This is a genomic window from Lunatibacter salilacus, from assembly GCF_009797935.1.
GTDB lineage: Bacteria > Bacteroidota > Bacteroidia > Cytophagales > Cyclobacteriaceae > Lunatibacter > Lunatibacter salilacus.
Map to the genome: position 1 here is coordinate 300,569 of NZ_VOLC01000005.1, position 17,829 is coordinate 318,397.

The 17,829-nt window shown below is 42.4% G+C and carries 14 protein-coding genes; 8 read left to right on the forward strand and 6 right to left on the reverse strand.

Going from position 1 to position 17,829, the window contains the following annotated elements; translation table 11 throughout:
- The first annotated feature begins 467 nt into the window (after positions 1-467).
- On the forward strand, positions 468-914 hold the full coding sequence (locus FQ608_RS09535; RefSeq protein WP_158857801.1) for a response regulator: 447 nt from the start codon (positions 468-470) through the stop codon (positions 912-914).
- Between the two features lie 115 nt (positions 915-1,029).
- On the opposite strand, the gene FQ608_RS09540 is transcribed toward FQ608_RS09535, so the two are convergent.
- Positions 1,030-1,611 carry a hypothetical protein gene (locus FQ608_RS09540; RefSeq protein WP_158857803.1) on the reverse strand — a complete coding sequence of 194 codons (582 nt, stop codon included), beginning with the start codon at positions 1,609-1,611 and terminating at the stop codon, positions 1,030-1,032.
- Positions 1,612-2,441: 830 nt separating this feature from the next.
- On the opposite strand from FQ608_RS09540, the gene FQ608_RS09545 reads away from it, so the two are divergent.
- Positions 2,442-2,669, forward strand: a complete 228-nt coding sequence (locus FQ608_RS09545) for a hypothetical protein (RefSeq protein WP_158857805.1) — start codon at positions 2,442-2,444, stop codon at positions 2,667-2,669.
- Between the two features lie 138 nt (positions 2,670-2,807).
- Here the strand turns inward: FQ608_RS09545 and FQ608_RS09550 are convergent, their stop codons facing one another.
- Positions 2,808-4,055: a hypothetical protein gene (locus FQ608_RS09550; protein WP_158857807.1), complete on the reverse strand. Its 1,248-nt coding sequence runs from the start codon at positions 4,053-4,055 to the stop codon at positions 2,808-2,810.
- Between the two features lie 125 nt (positions 4,056-4,180).
- On the opposite strand from FQ608_RS09550, the gene FQ608_RS09555 reads away from it, so the two are divergent.
- Together FQ608_RS09555 and FQ608_RS09560 are read left to right on the forward strand one after the other, a co-directional pair.
- Positions 4,181-6,733 (forward strand): ABC transporter permease, encoded by a 2,553-nt coding sequence (locus tag FQ608_RS09555; RefSeq protein ID WP_158857809.1) that lies wholly within the window; start codon positions 4,181-4,183, stop codon positions 6,731-6,733.
- Positions 6,734-7,347: 614 nt separating this feature from the next.
- Positions 7,348-7,500, forward strand: coding sequence for a hypothetical protein (locus tag FQ608_RS09560; RefSeq protein ID WP_158857811.1), 153 nt, complete (start codon positions 7,348-7,350; stop codon positions 7,498-7,500).
- A gap of 162 nt (positions 7,501-7,662) precedes the next feature.
- Here the strand turns inward: FQ608_RS09560 and FQ608_RS09565 are convergent, their stop codons facing one another.
- The 3 genes from FQ608_RS09565 to FQ608_RS09575 are packed head-to-tail and all read right to left on the reverse strand — an operon-like array spanning position 7,663 to position 11,487.
- Positions 7,663-8,409, reverse strand: coding sequence for an MIP/aquaporin family protein (locus tag FQ608_RS09565; protein ID WP_158857813.1), 747 nt, complete (start codon positions 8,407-8,409; stop codon positions 7,663-7,665).
- 4 nt (positions 8,410-8,413) lie between these two features.
- Complete coding sequence (glpK, locus tag FQ608_RS09570) at positions 8,414-9,916, reverse strand: glycerol kinase GlpK (protein WP_158857815.1); 1,503 nt, start codon at positions 9,914-9,916, stop codon at positions 8,414-8,416.
- Entirely contained in the window at positions 9,913-11,487 is a 1,575-nt protein-coding gene (locus FQ608_RS09575) for a glycerol-3-phosphate dehydrogenase/oxidase (protein WP_158857817.1), read from the reverse strand. Before FQ608_RS09575 ends, glpK begins: the two co-directional genes overlap by 4 nt.
- 168 nt (positions 11,488-11,655) lie before the next feature.
- Between FQ608_RS09575 and FQ608_RS09580 the strand changes: the two genes are divergently transcribed.
- Positions 11,656-12,417, forward strand: coding sequence for a DeoR/GlpR family DNA-binding transcription regulator (locus FQ608_RS09580; protein WP_158857819.1), 762 nt, complete (start codon positions 11,656-11,658; stop codon positions 12,415-12,417).
- Between the two features lie 73 nt (positions 12,418-12,490).
- On the opposite strand, the gene FQ608_RS09585 is transcribed toward FQ608_RS09580, so the two are convergent.
- Complete coding sequence (locus FQ608_RS09585; protein WP_158857821.1) at positions 12,491-13,531, reverse strand: metallophosphoesterase family protein; 1,041 nt, start codon at positions 13,529-13,531, stop codon at positions 12,491-12,493.
- Between the two features lie 926 nt (positions 13,532-14,457).
- Here FQ608_RS09585 and FQ608_RS09590 point away from each other — a divergent pair.
- From FQ608_RS09590 to FQ608_RS27450, 3 genes are all read left to right on the forward strand, one after another.
- Positions 14,458-15,165, forward strand: coding sequence for a DNA alkylation repair protein (locus FQ608_RS09590; RefSeq protein WP_158857822.1), 708 nt, complete (start codon positions 14,458-14,460; stop codon positions 15,163-15,165).
- 525 nt (positions 15,166-15,690) lie between these two features.
- Positions 15,691-16,437 (forward strand): diguanylate cyclase, encoded by a 747-nt coding sequence (locus FQ608_RS09595; protein ID WP_158857824.1) that lies wholly within the window; start codon positions 15,691-15,693, stop codon positions 16,435-16,437.
- Positions 16,438-17,044: 607 nt separating this feature from the next.
- Positions 17,045-17,326, forward strand: a complete 282-nt coding sequence (locus FQ608_RS27450; RefSeq protein WP_234364147.1) for a hypothetical protein — start codon at positions 17,045-17,047, stop codon at positions 17,324-17,326.
- The last annotated feature ends 503 nt before the right edge of the window (positions 17,327-17,829 follow it).

Sequence of the window (17,829 nt, forward strand, 5' to 3'; positions counted from 1 at the left end):
ATATATTATTTTATCTTTTGTTTTCTTTTATACTTATCTAATAGCCGGATATTGAAAATCAACACATGTATCGATTGCCAGAATAGTCTGCCTTGAAGAAAGCGAGGAGTAAAATTAATTTCCGTATTTTATTATAATTCAGATTATTATAACCATAAATAAATTAATTGATCGCAAAAGCATTATGTCATCAAAATGACAATTCCTGGATCGCACCCCATCCAGATGATACGCTGTCAGTCCAAATGAAATCGTAATAATAAAATTTTGTAATGTAGGTTTGTATATAGGTCAATTATTTCATATCTTTATACTATTCCTACTAGGCGCCTTGGGTGGCACACCAACTAATCTTCTGGTATATCAAATCATTCAACCAGTTTATGAAAAATACCGGATTGACGCCCGCAAATTTTTTTAGATTATATAGAAGAACTAGTTTATAATTTCAACCTATTTCTATTAAAATGACAGAGGACCAAAAAATCACGCTGATGCTTGCCGATGACGACAAAGACGATCAGTTTTTCTTTAAACACGCTATAGAACGTTTAAATGTCCCCGTTCAAGTTCTAACTGCAAACAACGGACAGGACTTGATCGAATACCTAGAATGCCCCAACAATCCTGTCCCCCATTTGATCTTTTTGGATATAAATATGCCAATTTTGAATGGCTTAGAATGTCTTCCGATGATAAGAAAAATTCAAAAATGCTACAAATTGCCCGTAGTTATATATTCTACAACCTCAGAAAAAGAAGAAATTGAAGAGGCACTTAAGCGGGGCGCGAATACCTGCATAACTAAACCGTATGAGATAGCTACGCTTCAGGGGATTTTAAATAAAATTCTAATTACAAATCATGACTATTTCTTTAATAATAATGACTCCAAGTCTTTTTCTATCAACTGAATACTTGGCCTCAGGTCGTTAATCAGGCACCTATCAAACTTAAAATTCCGCAACCACTTCGCCAATCGGCTATTCCTACAGTATCCGCAGGAATAGCTCTCATGACAAAACGCGTTTATTTTTTCCTATTCCGACCCCGTATCTTGCGGCCTTCCGACAAATTCTTTGGCTCGATTTTTCTTTTTTCAGGATCTTCCACCTCAAAATCCTCCTCCGGAATTTCGATTTCTGACTCTCCCTGCACGGGAGCGTTAATCAAATCATCGTCTTTATCATATTGAATTTCGTGCGGTATTTCCACTTCGGACGGACGTAAAGGAATGTCTTCCTCGGTGGACGGATCCAGCTCATTCTCCCAGGAATCAATAGGTTCCCCCGTTTGGTCAGCAGGTAACGCCTCCCCTGATTCTCCTGTAAAGGATGGTTGTGAATCAGCGTTCTCCGTTACCGAAACATCTGGATGAACTAGGCCCGATGGAAGCTGACCATCTGGTTCGAAAGCTGTAGCAGGTGTATTCTCAATTCCGGGAGGTATTCCCTGATATCCCTGATTATCTTCAACCGGCTCCCCGTTTTTCTCTTGTGCTCTTCCATCTCGACCTTGCGCGATACTACTAATCCGTTCTTTTATGTCAATTAGCAACCCCAGGCTCATCATCAAAATTCGACGAATTCTGCTTTTTGATTGTACTCCCATTATTTTTTAAAATTTTAAATTATAGTATAATTGAATGGCCTGATTCTTCGCTGCCGTATAAAAGATTTCTGTATTGCATTTGCAGGTTTGGATCAGACCAACTATTAATGATTATCAAAATAGGTACCGATTATAAAACAAGAGTGTGATAAACCCATCTCAGTCTACTCATCTCCTCCAAAAGCCCCTAGATTATCCCCTCTTCGATTTTAATGTTAGGCATGATTTCGAATAGGTTTTTCGATGATTAAGGTCGATGGATGTATCCGATTTCTATGCAGGTAGCTTGGGATTCCAAGGTGCCTCACCCTTTCCACATCATGTGACAGATTCCTGTCATTGACAAAAACGCTTTATTTCGCTGATGGAAATCCAAAGATTCCAGAAATCATATCACCAAATTTTAATTTTGCCTTTTTATTATCCTCCGATTACCTAACCCGGGAACATCCCGTTGTTTAGAAGAATACTAGGTCAAAAATTTTACATAGTGGGGAATTTTTGCAACAGTATCTATCCAATTTTATCTATTTTGATCAATATTATCTATTTTTTATATAATTCATTTGTTTATTTACACTTATACCTACGGAGCAGGCATCCCTGTGGGATTGGAACGGTGTTGGTAAGAGCATTTAGCAACTGATGGATGAAAGTCATTCAATTAAGTTAAATTGATTAGCTATCACATATCAATGCCGTTTAGTTAAGACAAAAAAACTCAATAACTTTTCCAAAGTTGAATCTTAACCATCGGGAAAATTTCACCAATAAGAATACGACTTTTATGACTTATAATTTATTGCATCAGGCGAGTATGCTTAAATCTAATGGGGGGTATCCCCGATACGGCAACTCCAGCGAGGATTGGAAATCGGGTTCCCGCTGGGAATTTAGAAAGCCTAGTTATTGAAATAATACTGCTCGTATATCCTATCAATAATCCGGATTTTAATGCTTACATGGAGGTTCAGCAGCAATTTAATTTTCAGATTTTTGAACGGGTTGGTGAAATGGGTAGTTTCCATAGCCTTCCCCACCCGGACATTGTACCTTAGAAATGAAAACGGAATGAAACTTAACGTTGATTTCAATAAAAAGAAAGAACTAGCAAATGTCGAAGAAAGATAGGTTTCTTCTTAACAAAATAGTCCCTTAATTACTTCAACACCTTGAAGAATTGATTTCCTTTCCGATCACTTATTCAACGGATATTCATTTACCCAGTTAAATCCCCTGCTAGTCAAAAAGTAATCCATCTTCTTTTTCCGCTTTGCGGCAATATCAAATTGGTGCTCCCCAATCCTAGCTATAAGGATATAATCCTCATTATTTTCAACTACTTGCAGCGTCGAATCACCTTCCATGTCAGTTGAATTCGTAAGGCTTAAAATGCCCTCTTCCTTAATTTCGCCAATCGTAAAATAGGTTTTCCTTCCCGATACCCGTTCTACTACCATTGATTTTCCATCCAATATCACTTTAACCCACTCCGCATCCGACGGAAAATCAGGTTTATTCTTTTCAAAACTAATCACCTCATATTTTCCTTCCCATGGATTGTCAAATTTGCGGTAAGATTGCCCAAAATAGTGTCCAATCATCAAACTAACAGGAATAAAAACAACCATAAAGAATTTTACCACGCGATAAGTCCACTTGATTTTATTGGACGAAAAGGTCAATCGGTTTAATTCCAAAATTCCGGGTCTACGGAGAATTAGAATGTCAAATAAACTTTTTGCATAAGGAAGGAAAATCAATATGGAAAAGAATAACAAATGGGAAGAAAACAGTTTCACCGGAACATCAAACGAAAAGTTGACCAGTACAATATTCGTCACGACCGCAATGGAGAGCATCGCCCCCACGACTACAGTGCGCCGAAAAAGTAAAAGCACGCCGGCGGAAATCTCAGATACTCCCATAAAAATCTTATACAGATCGGAATATCCAAAAAACCGCCAAGCTAGTCCCATGGGAGAAAATTCGCCAAAGGTCTGTTCCATACTACTTATACTGGGACTCGGAAACTGTCCGATCATAAACTTGACCACCCCGTATTGAATGAGTGTAATCCCCACAAAATAACGCGCATATACGATCATTGTAGGATAGGAAAACTTTACCCATTTGAATCTTTTTCTTGACAAAATCAGGACGAACGCCATAACCAGCGCGAGCAGTAGCCTGGTTATAAGAAATACATAATCAAAGGTCGTATCCCCGCTTCCACGACCTCCCTGTTCATAGACGAGACTCTCATGCCCCAACAGGTTTTTGCCAATAAAAAAATTCAACGACTCAATTGCGCCTATATATGGCGCGGCAAATATATTAAATCCAAGATAACGGAACGGGAACGGAAAAATATAGAAGAAAACGTATCCCGCAATCCAAAGCAGAAAAAACGATTTTAAAACGGAAGTATTGTCGGAGTTCATAGGCCTTGTAAAAGTTTTACTTTTGAATTCCAATAATCGAAAACTTAAATCTAAAAAAAAATAACGACCGCAGAATTTTAACACTATTTAATACATCTTTAACAATACATCAACACTACTTTGGAATGAGATCTGAAACACCAAAGAAATTTGATAAACAACACAAAGCGGATCTTGAAATCGCCCGTATTCGGACAATATCGTCCGCATTATTTCTTCTCAATGTAAAGAATGAACATTTCAGCCTTTTGAGACTGGTTTTTACTTGGCACAATAGTGGAAAAACCCCAATTATTCACCAATATCCCAAACATATGTGGAAAAATTACTTTAAAATCGCCGGGAGAACATTGAAAAGTAGTCCCATCTATACCCTGATAAGCATTGGGGGATTGGTGTTGGGGATGAGCTGTAGTCTGCTTATTGGACTTTGGGTGGTAAATGAGAGCAGCTACGACGATTTTTTTCCAGATCAAGAGCGAATCTATAAGGTATACATCAACGGCGTCTTTAACGAAAATGTAGTCACGGATTCCTATGCCCCCGCCCCACTCGCCGAAGCGTTGAAATCGGATGTTCCCCAAGTGGAATATGCTACCAAAATTGCAAACTGGGGACCAAGGCTTTTGCTTAGAGATGACCAAACCTCTATAAGGGAAACTGGCTTTTTCGCTTCCGATGATTTTTTCAATGTGTTTTCAGTAATACCAGTTATGGGTATTCCATCCAAGGCACTACAATCTGGAGATCAGGTGATACTCACACGCTCCTCAGCCGAAAAGTTGTTTGACGACAAACAGGCATTGGGTGAAACAATTTCTATGGAAACCCAAGATGGCACACTCAAAAGCTTTATGGTAGGTGCCGTGATTGAAGATCTGCCCCCAAACAGCTCCCTGCAGTTTGATTGGGTAGTAAATTTCAAAGAAATAGAACAACCTTGGATGCTGAATTGGGGAAACACTTCCTATCAAACCTTTTTAAAAGTGGCACCTAATACGAGTATGGAGGCTATGGAAGCTGCTTCCAAGGAGATTTATCCTACCTATAGCGCGTTCAAAAACAACTACCCTGTTTTCCAACCGTTGGCAGACGTACATTTGTTCGGCCTGTTTGAAAATGGAGTTTCAACGGGGGGCAGAATTACGCTGGTTCGCAATCTGGGTCTGATCGGATTGCTGATACTATTCGTTTCCTGTATTAATTTCGTCAGTTTGGTGACTGCCAGAGCCAGTGCAAGGAGCAAAGAAATCGGTATCCGAAAAGTAATTGGTGCCGACAAACGAACCTTGTTTGCGCAATTTGGTAGTGAATCCGTATTGATCGCAACCGTTTCACTCCTAATTACGCTGGCAACAGTAAGCCATGTATTGCCGTTCTTTAACTCCTTTCTAGGGGTTCAATTAAGATTGAATTGGAATAGTTTTTCTTTTTGGGGTTTACTACTGGGCATTTGGACCCTGTCCCTACTGATGTCTGCCATTTATCCATCCGCCGTTTTGGCAAGACTTCCGGTTTTTCACGCCATTAAGGGACATATAAGGCCGGGAGTTAGTGGTGTATATTTTCGTAAAAGCCTTATAATCTTCCAATTTTGCATCAGTGCCCTATTTATTACCGGCATACTGGTTGTCTATAGTCAGCAGGAATATGTACGGACAAAGAGCTTGGGGTTGGACAGGGAAAACATCCTGTATGTTCCACTCGAAGGAGACCTATACCACAATCTTGAAACCTATCGGCAAGAAGTACTCAAGTCACCTGCTGTCGAGTCGGCTTCCGTATCTACGTTTTTGCCTGTGAACATGCAGGCCTACTCGGGGGATCTTACCTGGCCGGGCAAAAACTCTGATTTGCAGACAAGGGTATCCCTCACCTGGGTGGGGTATGATTTTGTGAAAACAATGGGAATCCAACTAAAGGCCGGGAGGGAGTTCTCCCCTTCATCTGTAGGTGATTCTACGTCCTATATCGTCAATCAGGCTGCTTTGGACATGATGGAATTTGAAGGTGATCCAATCGGTTCAGAGATCACTTTTCTAAATGGCCCAGGCCAAATCATAGGGGTTATGGAAAATTTTCATTTAAAGTCCATGCATTCAGCCATTTCTCCCCTAATTTTGATCCTAGACCCATACAATACCTCCTACCTCCTTGTTAGATCCGTAGAAGGTAAGCTTGCCCAAGCAATTGAAGATTTGGGTAGGGTGTCAAAGGGAATCAATCCGAAACATCCTTTTAACTATCATTTTTTGGACACCGAATATGAAAACCTATACCGGTCAGAACAGATGATGGGTCGTCTAATACTTGTTTTCGGGATTATCTCCATATTTATTTCCTGTCTCGGACTGCTTGGTTTGGTGGCGTTTACCGCTTCACGACGGGTGAAAGAAATAGGTATTCGTAAGGTACTTGGAGCTTCTGCGGCAGAAATCGTTACGCTTCTCTCAAAAAGTTATTTGATGCTTATCCTATTGGGTTGGCTGATTGCGCTGCCGCTGTCTTGGTTGATACTTAGTTCTTGGTTGGACAATTTTGCATACAAGGTGGATCTAAGCTGGAAATATTTTGCCCTGGCCGGAGTGCTTACCTTTGCCATTTCGATACTTACAGTAAGCGTTCAGGCGGCTAAGGCGGCGATGGTAAATCCGGTGAGGAGTTTGAGGAGTGAGTAAACCATAAGCCATTAAAAAAAATATAGAATTAGGCACTTCCCAATAAATAAAATCTGTTTGCTACAACGATGCATTTGATATGAAAGTAACCCCACCGTCGCGCATCATTTGCTTATGCGGATAATCATCGTTAGATGTATTATCCGTCGAGATATTTTGAGGAACGTTATAGAATCTTGTATGATTTTTTTATAACTAAATCGGATTTTTTCCGATTATCCTACTAATTTCACACATTTACAGTATGGATTTTCGGAAGCTATTAGACAAATATAATGGTCAACCCATCAACTTTTGATGTCATCGCTAAGTGAGTATAAGCGACCTAATGACAAAATCCATGAATTGATGGCTAAAGGTATTTTATCACCCATCAAAAAGGGGCTTTACATTCCGCGGCCCGAATTGAACGTGCCTGGCCAGGAACCATTTTTAAATGCCAACTATACTTTAGGGCTTAGTTGTATATCCCTAGAAAGTTTCGATTGCGAGTTAAAATTACCACATAGGACGCATAGCGCACATAGTTTTTAAACTTAGAAATGTGTCGAAAACTCCCTATGTAAACTATGCAACTATGTGGTTAAAAAAAAACTGACGCCACTTCTAATCCGATGATAAACGTTATCACATCCCTGTCCTTCCATGAATTAATTCCCGAGCAGGTGTTTGGTGTCACATCGGTGACTATCAAAGCTGCACGCAACTACAAAACCTCCTTGGGAGTCTTTAGTTATACCCGACTTTCCATGCCTTTTTTTCCCTGACTTGGTAGAGTGTCTTAAAATTTACAATTCTCCATAAATTTGACAATTTATAATTTAATTTCCCACCAAGAAATCCGCATTATCCGGCTAATCCGTTTCATCCGTGTTCTATCTTTAAGTAGATGGAATGTTCTTATAGCAGATCAACGCCATCAACCCCATCTACACCATTCCCCCCAACCCCAACAGCATATAAATCCCGGCAGCAATCGAGGCACCCAACAATGGTCCTACAATAGGCACCCAACTATATTCCCAGTCGCTTCCACCCTTACCTTTGATGGGCAACAACTGATGCATGATCCGCGGACCCAAGTCACGGGCGGGGTTAATGGCATATCCCGTAGTTCCCCCAAGAGACAGGCCTATAACCCATACCAAAAATGCCACCGGCAGCGCGCCGAGCGAACCCAAACCAATAGGTGTATTACTACCATCATTGATCATTGGCTCGGTGGAATAAAGAATGACAATGATCAAAACTGAGGTACCCACCATCTCCGAAATAAGGTTTGATGAATAATTTCGAATGGCCGGCACGGTGCCGAAAGGTGCAAATTTAAGCCCTGGGTCAGGTGTGGCGTCAAAGTGGTCCTTGTAAACCAGCCAGGATATTCCCGCTCCGAACATTGCGCCTAATACTTGGGCAAGCACATAATGCGGAACCATCCCCCATTCAAAATCTCCTGCGATAGCCAAGGCGAGTGTCACAGCAGGATTCAGATGCGCACCACTATAGGGAGCGGCAACGACCACACCGATAAATACGCCCAATGCCCAACCCGTGGTGATCACGATCCAGCCGGAATTAAAGCCTTTGGTCTTGTTCAAGACCACATTGGCAACTACCCCGGAGCCCATGGCTATCAACAGGGAGGTACCTACAAATTCTGCAACAAAAGTAGTCATGAGTTTATTCTTCTATCCAGTTAAGAGATCGGTTTACAGCTTTATGCCAAAAATGCAGGTAATTCTTTACCTTTTCAGGGTCCATTTTAGGTTCGAAGGACTGGTCTGCATCCCACAATTCCTTGAGATCCTCCACATCCTCCCAATAGCCAACCGCCAGACCAGCCAAGTATGCGGCACCTAAAGCAGTGGTTTCCGACATTTTCGGCCGTTTAATGGTGCAGCGGACAAGGTCAGCTTGAAACTGCATCAGGAAATTATTCGCAGTGGCCCCACCGTCAACCCGCATCTCCCGAACTTCCTCTCCGGCATCTTTTTCCATGGCCTTTAGCACGTCATATACCTGATAGGCAATGGCCTCCAACGCAGCACGTGTCATATGGGCGACAGAAGTCCCCCGGGTGATGCCAAAAAAAGCTCCCCTTGCATCCTGATCCCAATAGGGCGCCCCTAGACCTGTGAGAGCCGGGACAAAGTATACCCCGTCATTATCGGGGAGGCTCTCCGCCAAAGCTTCGCTCTCCTTGGCATGGTCGAGCAGGGAGATTCCATCCCGTAGCCATTGTATGGCGGCCCCACCGATAAACACACTTCCCTCCAAGGCATAATTGACCGTATCACCTATTTTCCAGGCAATGGTGGTAAGCAGTTGATTGTTGGATGTTACGGGTTTTTCCCCGGTATTCATCACAAGAAAACACCCAGTACCATAGGTCGTCTTGGCCATTCCTGGTTTCAGGCACAGTTGCCCAAACAGTGCTGCCTGCTGGTCTCCTGCAATTCCTGCAATTGGGATTTTAGCCGAAAACACATCGCCGGCTGTGGTACAGAAAACCTCACTGCTCGATTTCACTTCCGGCAAAATTGAAGCAGGAATATCAAAAATTTCAAGTAACTCCTCATCCCACTTCAAGGAATGAATATTATATATCATCGTCCTGCTGGCGTTGGTGACATCTGTCAGGTGCTCTTTTCCGCTGCTGAGTTTCCATATCAGCCAACTGTCAACTGTACCAAAACATACTTCTCCATTTTCGGCTTTTTCTCTTGCCCCCTCCACATTGTCCAAAATCCATTTGACTTTTGTGGCCGAAAAATAGGCGTCCACAATCAATCCGGTTTTTTCACGGATGGTATCCGCATATCCTTCCTCCTTAAGCTGGTTGCAGTATGCTGAAGTTCTCCGATCCTGCCATACAATGGCATTGTAGAGGGGTTCTCCGGTTTTCCTATCCCAAAGAATGGTTGTTTCCCGTTGGTTGGTAATTCCGATGCCGGCTATCTGCGCTGCTGTGATGTTGGATTTGGTGATGGCTTCCGTTGCTACCGAGGCTTGGGAGGTCCAAATTTCGACAGGATCATGCTCCACCCAGCCGGCTTTTGGAAAATGCTGTTTAAAATCTTTTTGGGCAACGGCCACTTGCTGGCCTTTTTTGTTAAAAATAATTGCCCTGGAACTGGTGGTGCCTTGGTCCAAAGCAAGGATAAATTGGGTTGGGTTACTCATGGGTTTAAGCTATCGATTATATATTTATTTGCTAATTTACCAAAATCTTCCAATTCTGCATCTTTCCATTGCTGATCAAGCGATAATTCTTCGGCCATTATTTCCGCCACCCTTGGTGCCATTTCCTTTGCGGCCTTTGCATCCAAGATAAGTACACGCATTCTTCTTGATAAAATATCTTCGACTTTCAGGGCCATTTCTTCCCGGATAGCCCAGACCACTTCAGCCGCTGTATATGGATATCTAGGGTGCAGCAATTCGGACCAAGCCGGATTTTCGGCAGCTAATGCGGCTATATTTCTGGCATCCAGACCGTATACCTGCGTGTGGCCCTCTAATAAGTCTGTAGTATACCCATGAAGGTGGATATCCTTGGATGTACTTTCTGCCGGGTTTATGCCAGTTACCTTATAAAATGCATCAACGGTATCTTCCCCCATTTTCCTGAAGGTGGTCCATTTCCCACCCGTAAGTGTGATCAGCTTACTATCTGAAATAATAATTTTGTGGCTGCGTGAAATTTCCTTCGTTTTGGTGCTTCCTTCCTTGGGTGCGGCCAATGGCCTTAACCCTGCAAAAACGGACAATACATCCTCGCGTGTAGGTGCTTTGACCAAAAAATCAGCAGCGGTCTCCAGAATAAAATCAATTTCACTCTCCAAAGGCCTTGGTTCCAACTTGGCTTTTTCCCGGATGGTATCTGTGGTTCCCACGACAAGTTTGCCCTGCCAGGGAACGGCAAAAAGCACCCTCCCGTCAGAAGTTGCCGGGATCATCAGCGCATCTTTTCCTCCCAAAAAAGACAAATCCATTACCAAGTGAATGCCTTGACTGGGTTGAATCATTTTACCTATATCCGGCTGATCCATTTTCAGGATTTTATCAGCAAAAACCCCGGTGGCATTTATGATGGCTTTTGCCTGCACCCTGTATTTTTTCTTGCCAATGCTGTCTTTTACCTCTACGCCTGATACCTTTCCATCCGCATCTTTTTGAATTTTTGTCACCCCACAGTGATTTACGACGCAGCCTCCCCGGTCATCACAGGTTTGGGCAATAGACAAAGCAAGACGGGCATCGTCAAATTGCCCATCATGGTAAACTATCCCCCCGCGAAGACCTTTTTCTTTTATCCGGGGAAGACGGTTTAAGGCTTCCTCCCGGGAGATGAATCTGGACTTGCCAAGACGAAGGCTTCCAGCCATCCAATCATATATCTTTAACCCGATGGAATATTTCCACCTATCAACAAAGGTATATAAAGGAATAATAAAAGGTTGATTCTTGGTCAAGTGAGGGGCATTCTGAAGAAGTCGACCCCGCTCTCTGAGGGCCTCGAAAACCAGCCCTATTTCCCCCTGCGCCAAGTACCTCACACCCCCATGCACCAACTTCGTACTTCTGCTGGATGTTCCCTGGGCAAAATCCGCTTTTTCGAATAGAGCCACACTTAACCCTCGGGACAAGGCATCGAGCGCAACGCCTAAACCGGACGCACCTCCTCCTATAACGACCATATCCCATATCCTATCGGTTTGCTCCAGCTGATTGAGGTTTTTTATTCTATCCATTTTACTTGAATTTATATTCAAAAGTAAACTAAAAAGATATGAAAAGAAAGAAAAAGAAACAAAACCAATGCAAAAACTTTCCTTTTATATTTATTTCATCTATATTCAACTCTTCAAAACCAACTATTTATAGTATTAGGGTAACTCCTTTTGAAAATAAAACTACCAATGACCATAGCAGAAAGACATAAATATATACTTGATACCCTCCATCAGGCTGGCTATGTCAGTGTGGCGGAACTTAGCAGGGAACTTAATGTCACAATGGTAACCGTGCGGAAAGACCTTAAAATCCTGGAGGACAAGGGGCTTCTTTTCAGAACCCACGGCAGTGCCACCCCGGCGACGCCCTACGTGAATGATAGACCTGTCCAGGAAAAAAAGCTGGTTCATGTAGAACAAAAGATAAGCATCGCCAAAAAAGCAGCGGAATTACTACACGATAATGACGCCATTATCATTGGCTCCGGAACCACGGTACTGGCCTTTAGCCAAGCCATCCCGAAAAACATCTCCCTTACTGTTTTGACCGGCGCCATGAACGTCACCATGGCCTTGATGGAAAACCCTGCGATCGAACTGGTACAACTGGGCGGTGTAGTTAGGAAAAGCAGCAGTTCCGTTGTAGGCCACTATGCGGAGGAAATGATCCGGGGATTTGCCTGCAGCAAGTTGTTCTTAAGCGTGGACGGAATAGATCTGGAATTTGGGTTAACCACCACCAACATGATGGAAGCCCACCTGAATATGCAGATGATACGCTCCGTGCAGAAAACCATAATTTTGGCTGATTCCAGCAAATTTGGAAAAAAGGGGTTTGGGAAAATCGCCGCGTTGGAAGATATAGATGTGATCATTACGGACAGGGGACTGTCGGAACACTATATTCAAAAGCTGGAAGAAAAAGGCATAGAGGTCGTTCTTACTTAAATGGTGAATAAACTCTAGCCTCTGCAAGGGCTTGATTAAATTACCTTTCGGATTTTTTTCTTTTTACAGCCGGTTATTTTTGCGAAAAAAGGGCCAAATCCCTTTCCTCCATGGGCAGAAAATCCAGTTCCATAAAGGCCCCCGTGGCATTCGGTGCTGTCACAAATTGCGGAATTCCGCTTATCTGATCCACCGTTTGCCTATGTACATGGCCCGCAAAAACCCCCAATAAATTGGGGCTGTTAAATACCTCCTGGTGAAATGCTTTCGTTACTTCGGTATGCCCCTCTTTTGGCCAACGGACTCTACCTTCAAGTTCATAATTCTTATCTACCTCCCAACCCCAGTCCGGATGGCCGCAGCCAAACCCCACCGGCCGCCCAGGGGCATAGAAGGGAATATGTACCAGTAGAACAATCGGCTTTCCCGCCTGCCTGTGTTTGGTGAAAAAATCAAGCTGCTCGGAAGTGATCTCATAGTTCGAATTATCCATCGACAGGAAAGTTATGCCCTTTATCTCCTGGGCTGCCATCAGGGGATTGTTTCCCTGAAAGAGCGGCTTAAGCCGCTTCTCGGACCAGGTTGCCCGAAGTGCATGTGAGGTTCCTTCCATGCCCTCATAGTGCCAATCGTGATTGCCGGTAGTATACAGATAATTCAATCCGCTTTTCTCCAAGCGTTCCATCACCCACTCCACTGCCGCCTCGGAAGGGAAGCTGAATATATCCCCGGACAAACCCAATAAATCGACATCCAGTTCCTTGGCAATAGCCAGCGTTTCCTCAAAGGCCCTCTCCGGATCTGTAGGATTTCCTGTCTTCCAATGCGCCGTTTGGTTATAGGCTTTGGCCATGCGGCCGCTGTATTGGGAATAAGCTTCCCCCCGGGCATCATCCAAAAACAAATGGGTGTCCGTTACATGCAAGACCTTTATGGGTTGCTTTATGCCCTGTACGTGATAGAGGACCTGATTGCCTGTCAGGCTTAGTGTCCTGGCTATGCTAGAAGTGTCAACACTTTTAGTTCTTCCGACGGCTGGTTGAACTGAAGACATGCCTATCCCCAGTCCAAGTGTCCCGGTAAGCATATTGGAGAAAAATCTTCTTCTTTTCATAAACTCTCGAATGGTTTCTCAGTTTCAGGCAATACATTTTAAGCCTGTTATCAAGGTAGCAATATAAGGGGAAAGTTAAACATTTCTATTGATAGGTTGATGGGTTATTGGGTTATTGGGTTAATTTATGAGATACCGGTTATCATTTATGAATTTTTTTAGCCCCATCGGGGTGTAATCTTGGTAGCCAGGGGTGTACCCCTGGGTAGGAAAGAACAGCTCGATTTTGTTTTGGCAGCGGATACGGTTGCAGAAGCCAGCCTTTCTAGCCAAAACCTGAATATGTAAATCTTTGATTTAATGATGAATGGAACACGGATCTAACGGATTAAGCGGATTTGTACGGATTTTCAGGACGAGTCAATTTTTTTAGCTCCATCGGGCTGTAATCTTAGTAGCCAGCGGTGTAGCGGCAGCGGAGCACCTGATTAGGAAAGAGCGGCTCGATTTTGTTTTTGCAGCGGGGATGGTTGAAGAACTATACGTTCCCGCCAAAACCCGAATCTGCAAATTTTTGATTTAATGGTGTCGAATGGAACACGGATCTAACGGATTAAGCGGATTTGTACGGATTTTCAGGACGAGTCAATTTTTTTAGCTCCATCGGGCTGTAATCTTAGTAGCCAGCGGTGTAGCGGCAGCGGAGCACCTGATTAGGAAAGAGCGGCTCGATTTTGTTTTTGCAGCGGGGATGGTTGAAGAACTATACGGTCCCGCCAAAACCCGAATCTGTAAATCTTTGATTTAATGATGTCGAATGGAACACGGATCTAACGGATTAAGCGGATTTTTTTGGGTTATTTTGGATTAATGGTCAATGATTAATGGTCAAAGGTTAATTATGAGTTATGAGTTATGAAACTGCCCGGCGCGAATGTGCTCCATCGATGGGAAAAGATCAATTGAAAATTTTATAACTTTAAGCTATGGAAAACATTATTGACAAAATCCGAATTGAGCTGAAAAATAGTGTTGATGAAAAAACTCAGTCTACAAGTCAGAAATTCTTTAAAGAAACCATTAAGTTTTATGGAGTAAAGGTCCCAACTGTTACTAAGATTAGTAAAGAATACTTTAGCCTGATTGATTCTAAGTCGAAAAGTGAAATTTTTGATCTTTGTGAAACTCTATGGAAATCTGGATTTATCGAAGAATCCTTCATTGCCTGTAAATGGTCATACTATATCCATAAGAAATACGAACCCGGGGACTTTCAGATATTTGAGAAATGGATTAGCGAGTATGTAAATAACTGGGCTTCATGCGACACACTTTGCAACCATACGGTTGGTGAATTCATAGAGATGTATCCTGAAAATGTAGTAAAGTTAAAACACTTGGCGAAATCACCAAACAGATGGATGCGCCGGGCTTCATCTGTCACATTGATTATACCGGCTAGAAAGGGGAAATTTCTCAATGAGATCCTAGAAATTGCGGATATTTTACTTTTGGATAAGGACGATTTGGTTCAAAAGGGCTACGGATGGATGCTAAAAGCGGCTAGTGAAGCACATCAACTGGAAATATTTGACTATGTGATGAAGCACAAATCCGTAATGCCCCGTACCGCATTACGATATGCGATCGAAAAAATGCCAAAAGAGTTGAAAGACAAGGCTATGGGGAGATAAGATCAGCTCGGGGTATCAGACTAGCCGATAAATATTAAACCACAGGAGGATTGATGGATATTTAGCCTTTGGCTGATATTGGATATTTGTAGATATTGGATGTTGTTGATGGGTTTATATTGAGTTATGGGTAATGGTTAATGGTTAATTAATTGTTAAAAGAAAATTTTGAATATATGTATAAAACTCACCAAATCTATTTAAATTTAGTCGTCTGGTAGATGAAAACATCTTTTAATTTGCATAGATTTACAAAAGAAGATACGGTATGTTTTTTTGACTGACCGTAAGCCCAATTTTTCACACAACATCTTTCGAACAAGTGCGCATTTTAATGGGATTAGGTATGAATAGCGGATATCAAAAAGATGAATTTTTTAGGCTGAAAAGTGAGTTGAAATTTCAAAAAGTGGAAATTGAATCACTCAGAGCGGAGCTGATACTTCCAGAAAAGAAAACGCATTTCAAAGCGAACAGAAGCAAAGGCGGGCAAAAGAATTATTGATTGCAAACAAAGAGCTTGCCTTGCAAAAAAATGAAAAGCGAAAGCGGGCCGAAGAACTGATTATTGCAAACCAACAACTGGATTTTCAGAAGGATGAAAAACAAAAGCGGGCTGATGAGTTATTAATCGCAAACAAAGAACTCGCTCTTCAATACAACCAGAAACAAAAGCGGACCGAAGAATTACTGAATACCAAGCGGGAACTTGCTTCCCAAAAAACCAAAATCCAAAAATGGGTCAAAGAGGTGTTAAAAGCAAACAAGGAGCTTGCTACGCAATATCATCAAAAACAGCAGAAAGATGAGGAGTTGGTCATTGTGCAGAATGAACTTACTTTACAATATGAGGCAAAAAAAGAGTTGGCCTCAGAGCTCACCTTGGCCTATCTGGACCTCGTGAAAACTGAGGATGCTTTGCGGGTCCATATTGATGGGTTGGAAGATATGATAACGATGATCTCGCATAACGTACGGCAACCCATAACCCAAATTTTAGGCATTTCGAATCTACTGGACGTTTCGATGGAATATACTCCGGATGAGTTAAAGACTATTGTAAACTATCTGAAGACTTCCGTGCTTGACTTGGATCATTTCACGAAAGAGTTCACGGTTTATATGCAAAATATTTATAAAAAAGATCTTGATGGGGAGGTGGTGGAGAGTCGGGAGTCGGAAGACCGGAGTAGGGAGACGGAGAGACCTAGGGACGGAGAGACGGAGGGACGGGATGGGGAAGACCGGAGACCGGAGAAGGGAGAAATGTGAGACGGGGGCACTAGGGACTTAGAGACTTGGTCCATCAACCCATCGACTTATAAACTTATAAACCCATAAACCTATAGACCTATCAACCCATAGACCTATCGTCCGAAATAGAGACCGGAGAGGTGTGGGACTTAGAGACGGAGAGACTTAGGGACGGAGAGACGGAGGGACGGGAATCGGAAGATCGGAGTAGGGCTAATTCCCGGAGCCTACCTAATTTCCGATTTCAACGTGAACCATATCGAAGCAATCCAAAAGCGGTGGAGCTGGTTCAACCCCCGACTTGTAGTAGCTTGAATTTCAACTTCCATCAAAAAGAATTTGAAATAAAATCAAAAAAATTAAAGATGCTTTAGCTGCTGACAAAAAGCGCTGGGGCGGTTTTCATCATGATGGACAAGGACTCAGATACGCTCCTCCCCGACTTTACATTCAACTTAGCGACTTTACGGGCGGACTTAGATACCTGAATTGGTTTAATAAAAATTTTCCAGACGACTTTGGCTATCCAGACTTTTTGTTCGAGTGGACAGTTATACTGTTCAAAACAGGCAGGCGGAAAGAAGCCGGAAAAAAAGCATTTCAGACCTTTACGAGAAACACTTACTTGTTCGATAAATTTTTTGGCAGACCAATAGACAAAATTGAAAAGTGGGAAAGTTCTAATTTAGAAACAGCAGAGTTTGCAATTGACTATTTCGATTATACGCACACGCAAGAGAACTTAACAGACTTTGCTGAATGGTTAAACAGGCTGACACAAACAGAACAATTTATAGCTTTAGCGGACAAATATCTGGAAATTTACACACGACTGCAAAACGAAGAGGACTTTGAAACAAGAAGCTATTTAGTAAATCAAGCATCTCAACTGGGAAATGAGGTCTAAGGGATAAAAATAGGGTAGTTGAAAATACTTTATTGGTTGAAGGGTTGATAGGTTGATGAGTTGATGGGTCGATGGGTCGATGGGTTTTTATTCATTCGTAATTCGTAATCCGTAATTTTTAATTGGTTATTAGGTTGATGATTTGATGAGTTTTGACAACTCTCCACTAGGCGTAGTTTTCAGCCACAACTTCCCGTTGAAGGGAAATTGCAATTTCAGGTTAAAGAAGATTTGTGGGATTTCGAAACTTCCGCTCCGTAACTGCCTCACCCCTCCCTCTCCTTGAGGAGAGGGCGATTGATTACATCAAGTTAGATGGTATTTCATCTTAAACGGATTTCAAAGTCCCCCTAAAGGGGGATTCGTTGTTTGCGTCAGCTTAGATGATATTTCTACAGCCGCCTGCAAAATGATGCTGTAGCCGAATTTTTAGTTCTTCGATCCTTTCTTTCATGTGTTTATAATTGTTTTTTAATGGCCACATGGAATCTCGCAATTATAAT

What these genes read in the sequence shown, in the direction of transcription:
- FQ608_RS09535 (WP_158857801.1), top strand. Translation starts at nt 468, where the DNA reads ATGACAGAGGACCAAAAAATCACGCTGATGCTTGCCGATGACGACAAA.
- FQ608_RS09540 (WP_158857803.1), bottom strand. Translation starts at nt 1,611, where the DNA reads ATGGGAGTACAATCAAAAAGCAGAATTCGTCGAATTTTGATGATGAGC.
- FQ608_RS09545 (WP_158857805.1), top strand. Translation starts at nt 2,442, where the DNA reads ATGGGGGGTATCCCCGATACGGCAACTCCAGCGAGGATTGGAAATCGG.
- FQ608_RS09550 (WP_158857807.1), bottom strand. Translation starts at nt 4,055, where the DNA reads ATGAACTCCGACAATACTTCCGTTTTAAAATCGTTTTTTCTGCTTTGG.
- FQ608_RS09555 (WP_158857809.1), top strand. Translation starts at nt 4,181, where the DNA reads ATGAGATCTGAAACACCAAAGAAATTTGATAAACAACACAAAGCGGAT.
- FQ608_RS09560 (WP_158857811.1), top strand. Translation starts at nt 7,348, where the DNA reads ATGATAAACGTTATCACATCCCTGTCCTTCCATGAATTAATTCCCGAG.
- FQ608_RS09565 (WP_158857813.1), bottom strand. Translation starts at nt 8,409, where the DNA reads ATGACTACTTTTGTTGCAGAATTTGTAGGTACCTCCCTGTTGATAGCC.
- glpK (WP_158857815.1), bottom strand. Translation starts at nt 9,916, where the DNA reads ATGAGTAACCCAACCCAATTTATCCTTGCTTTGGACCAAGGCACCACC.
- FQ608_RS09575 (WP_158857817.1), bottom strand. Translation starts at nt 11,487, where the DNA reads ATGGATAGAATAAAAAACCTCAATCAGCTGGAGCAAACCGATAGGATA.
- FQ608_RS09580 (WP_158857819.1), top strand. Translation starts at nt 11,656, where the DNA reads ATGACCATAGCAGAAAGACATAAATATATACTTGATACCCTCCATCAG.
- FQ608_RS09585 (WP_158857821.1), bottom strand. Translation starts at nt 13,531, where the DNA reads ATGAAAAGAAGAAGATTTTTCTCCAATATGCTTACCGGGACACTTGGA.
- FQ608_RS09590 (WP_158857822.1), top strand. Translation starts at nt 14,458, where the DNA reads ATGGAAAACATTATTGACAAAATCCGAATTGAGCTGAAAAATAGTGTT.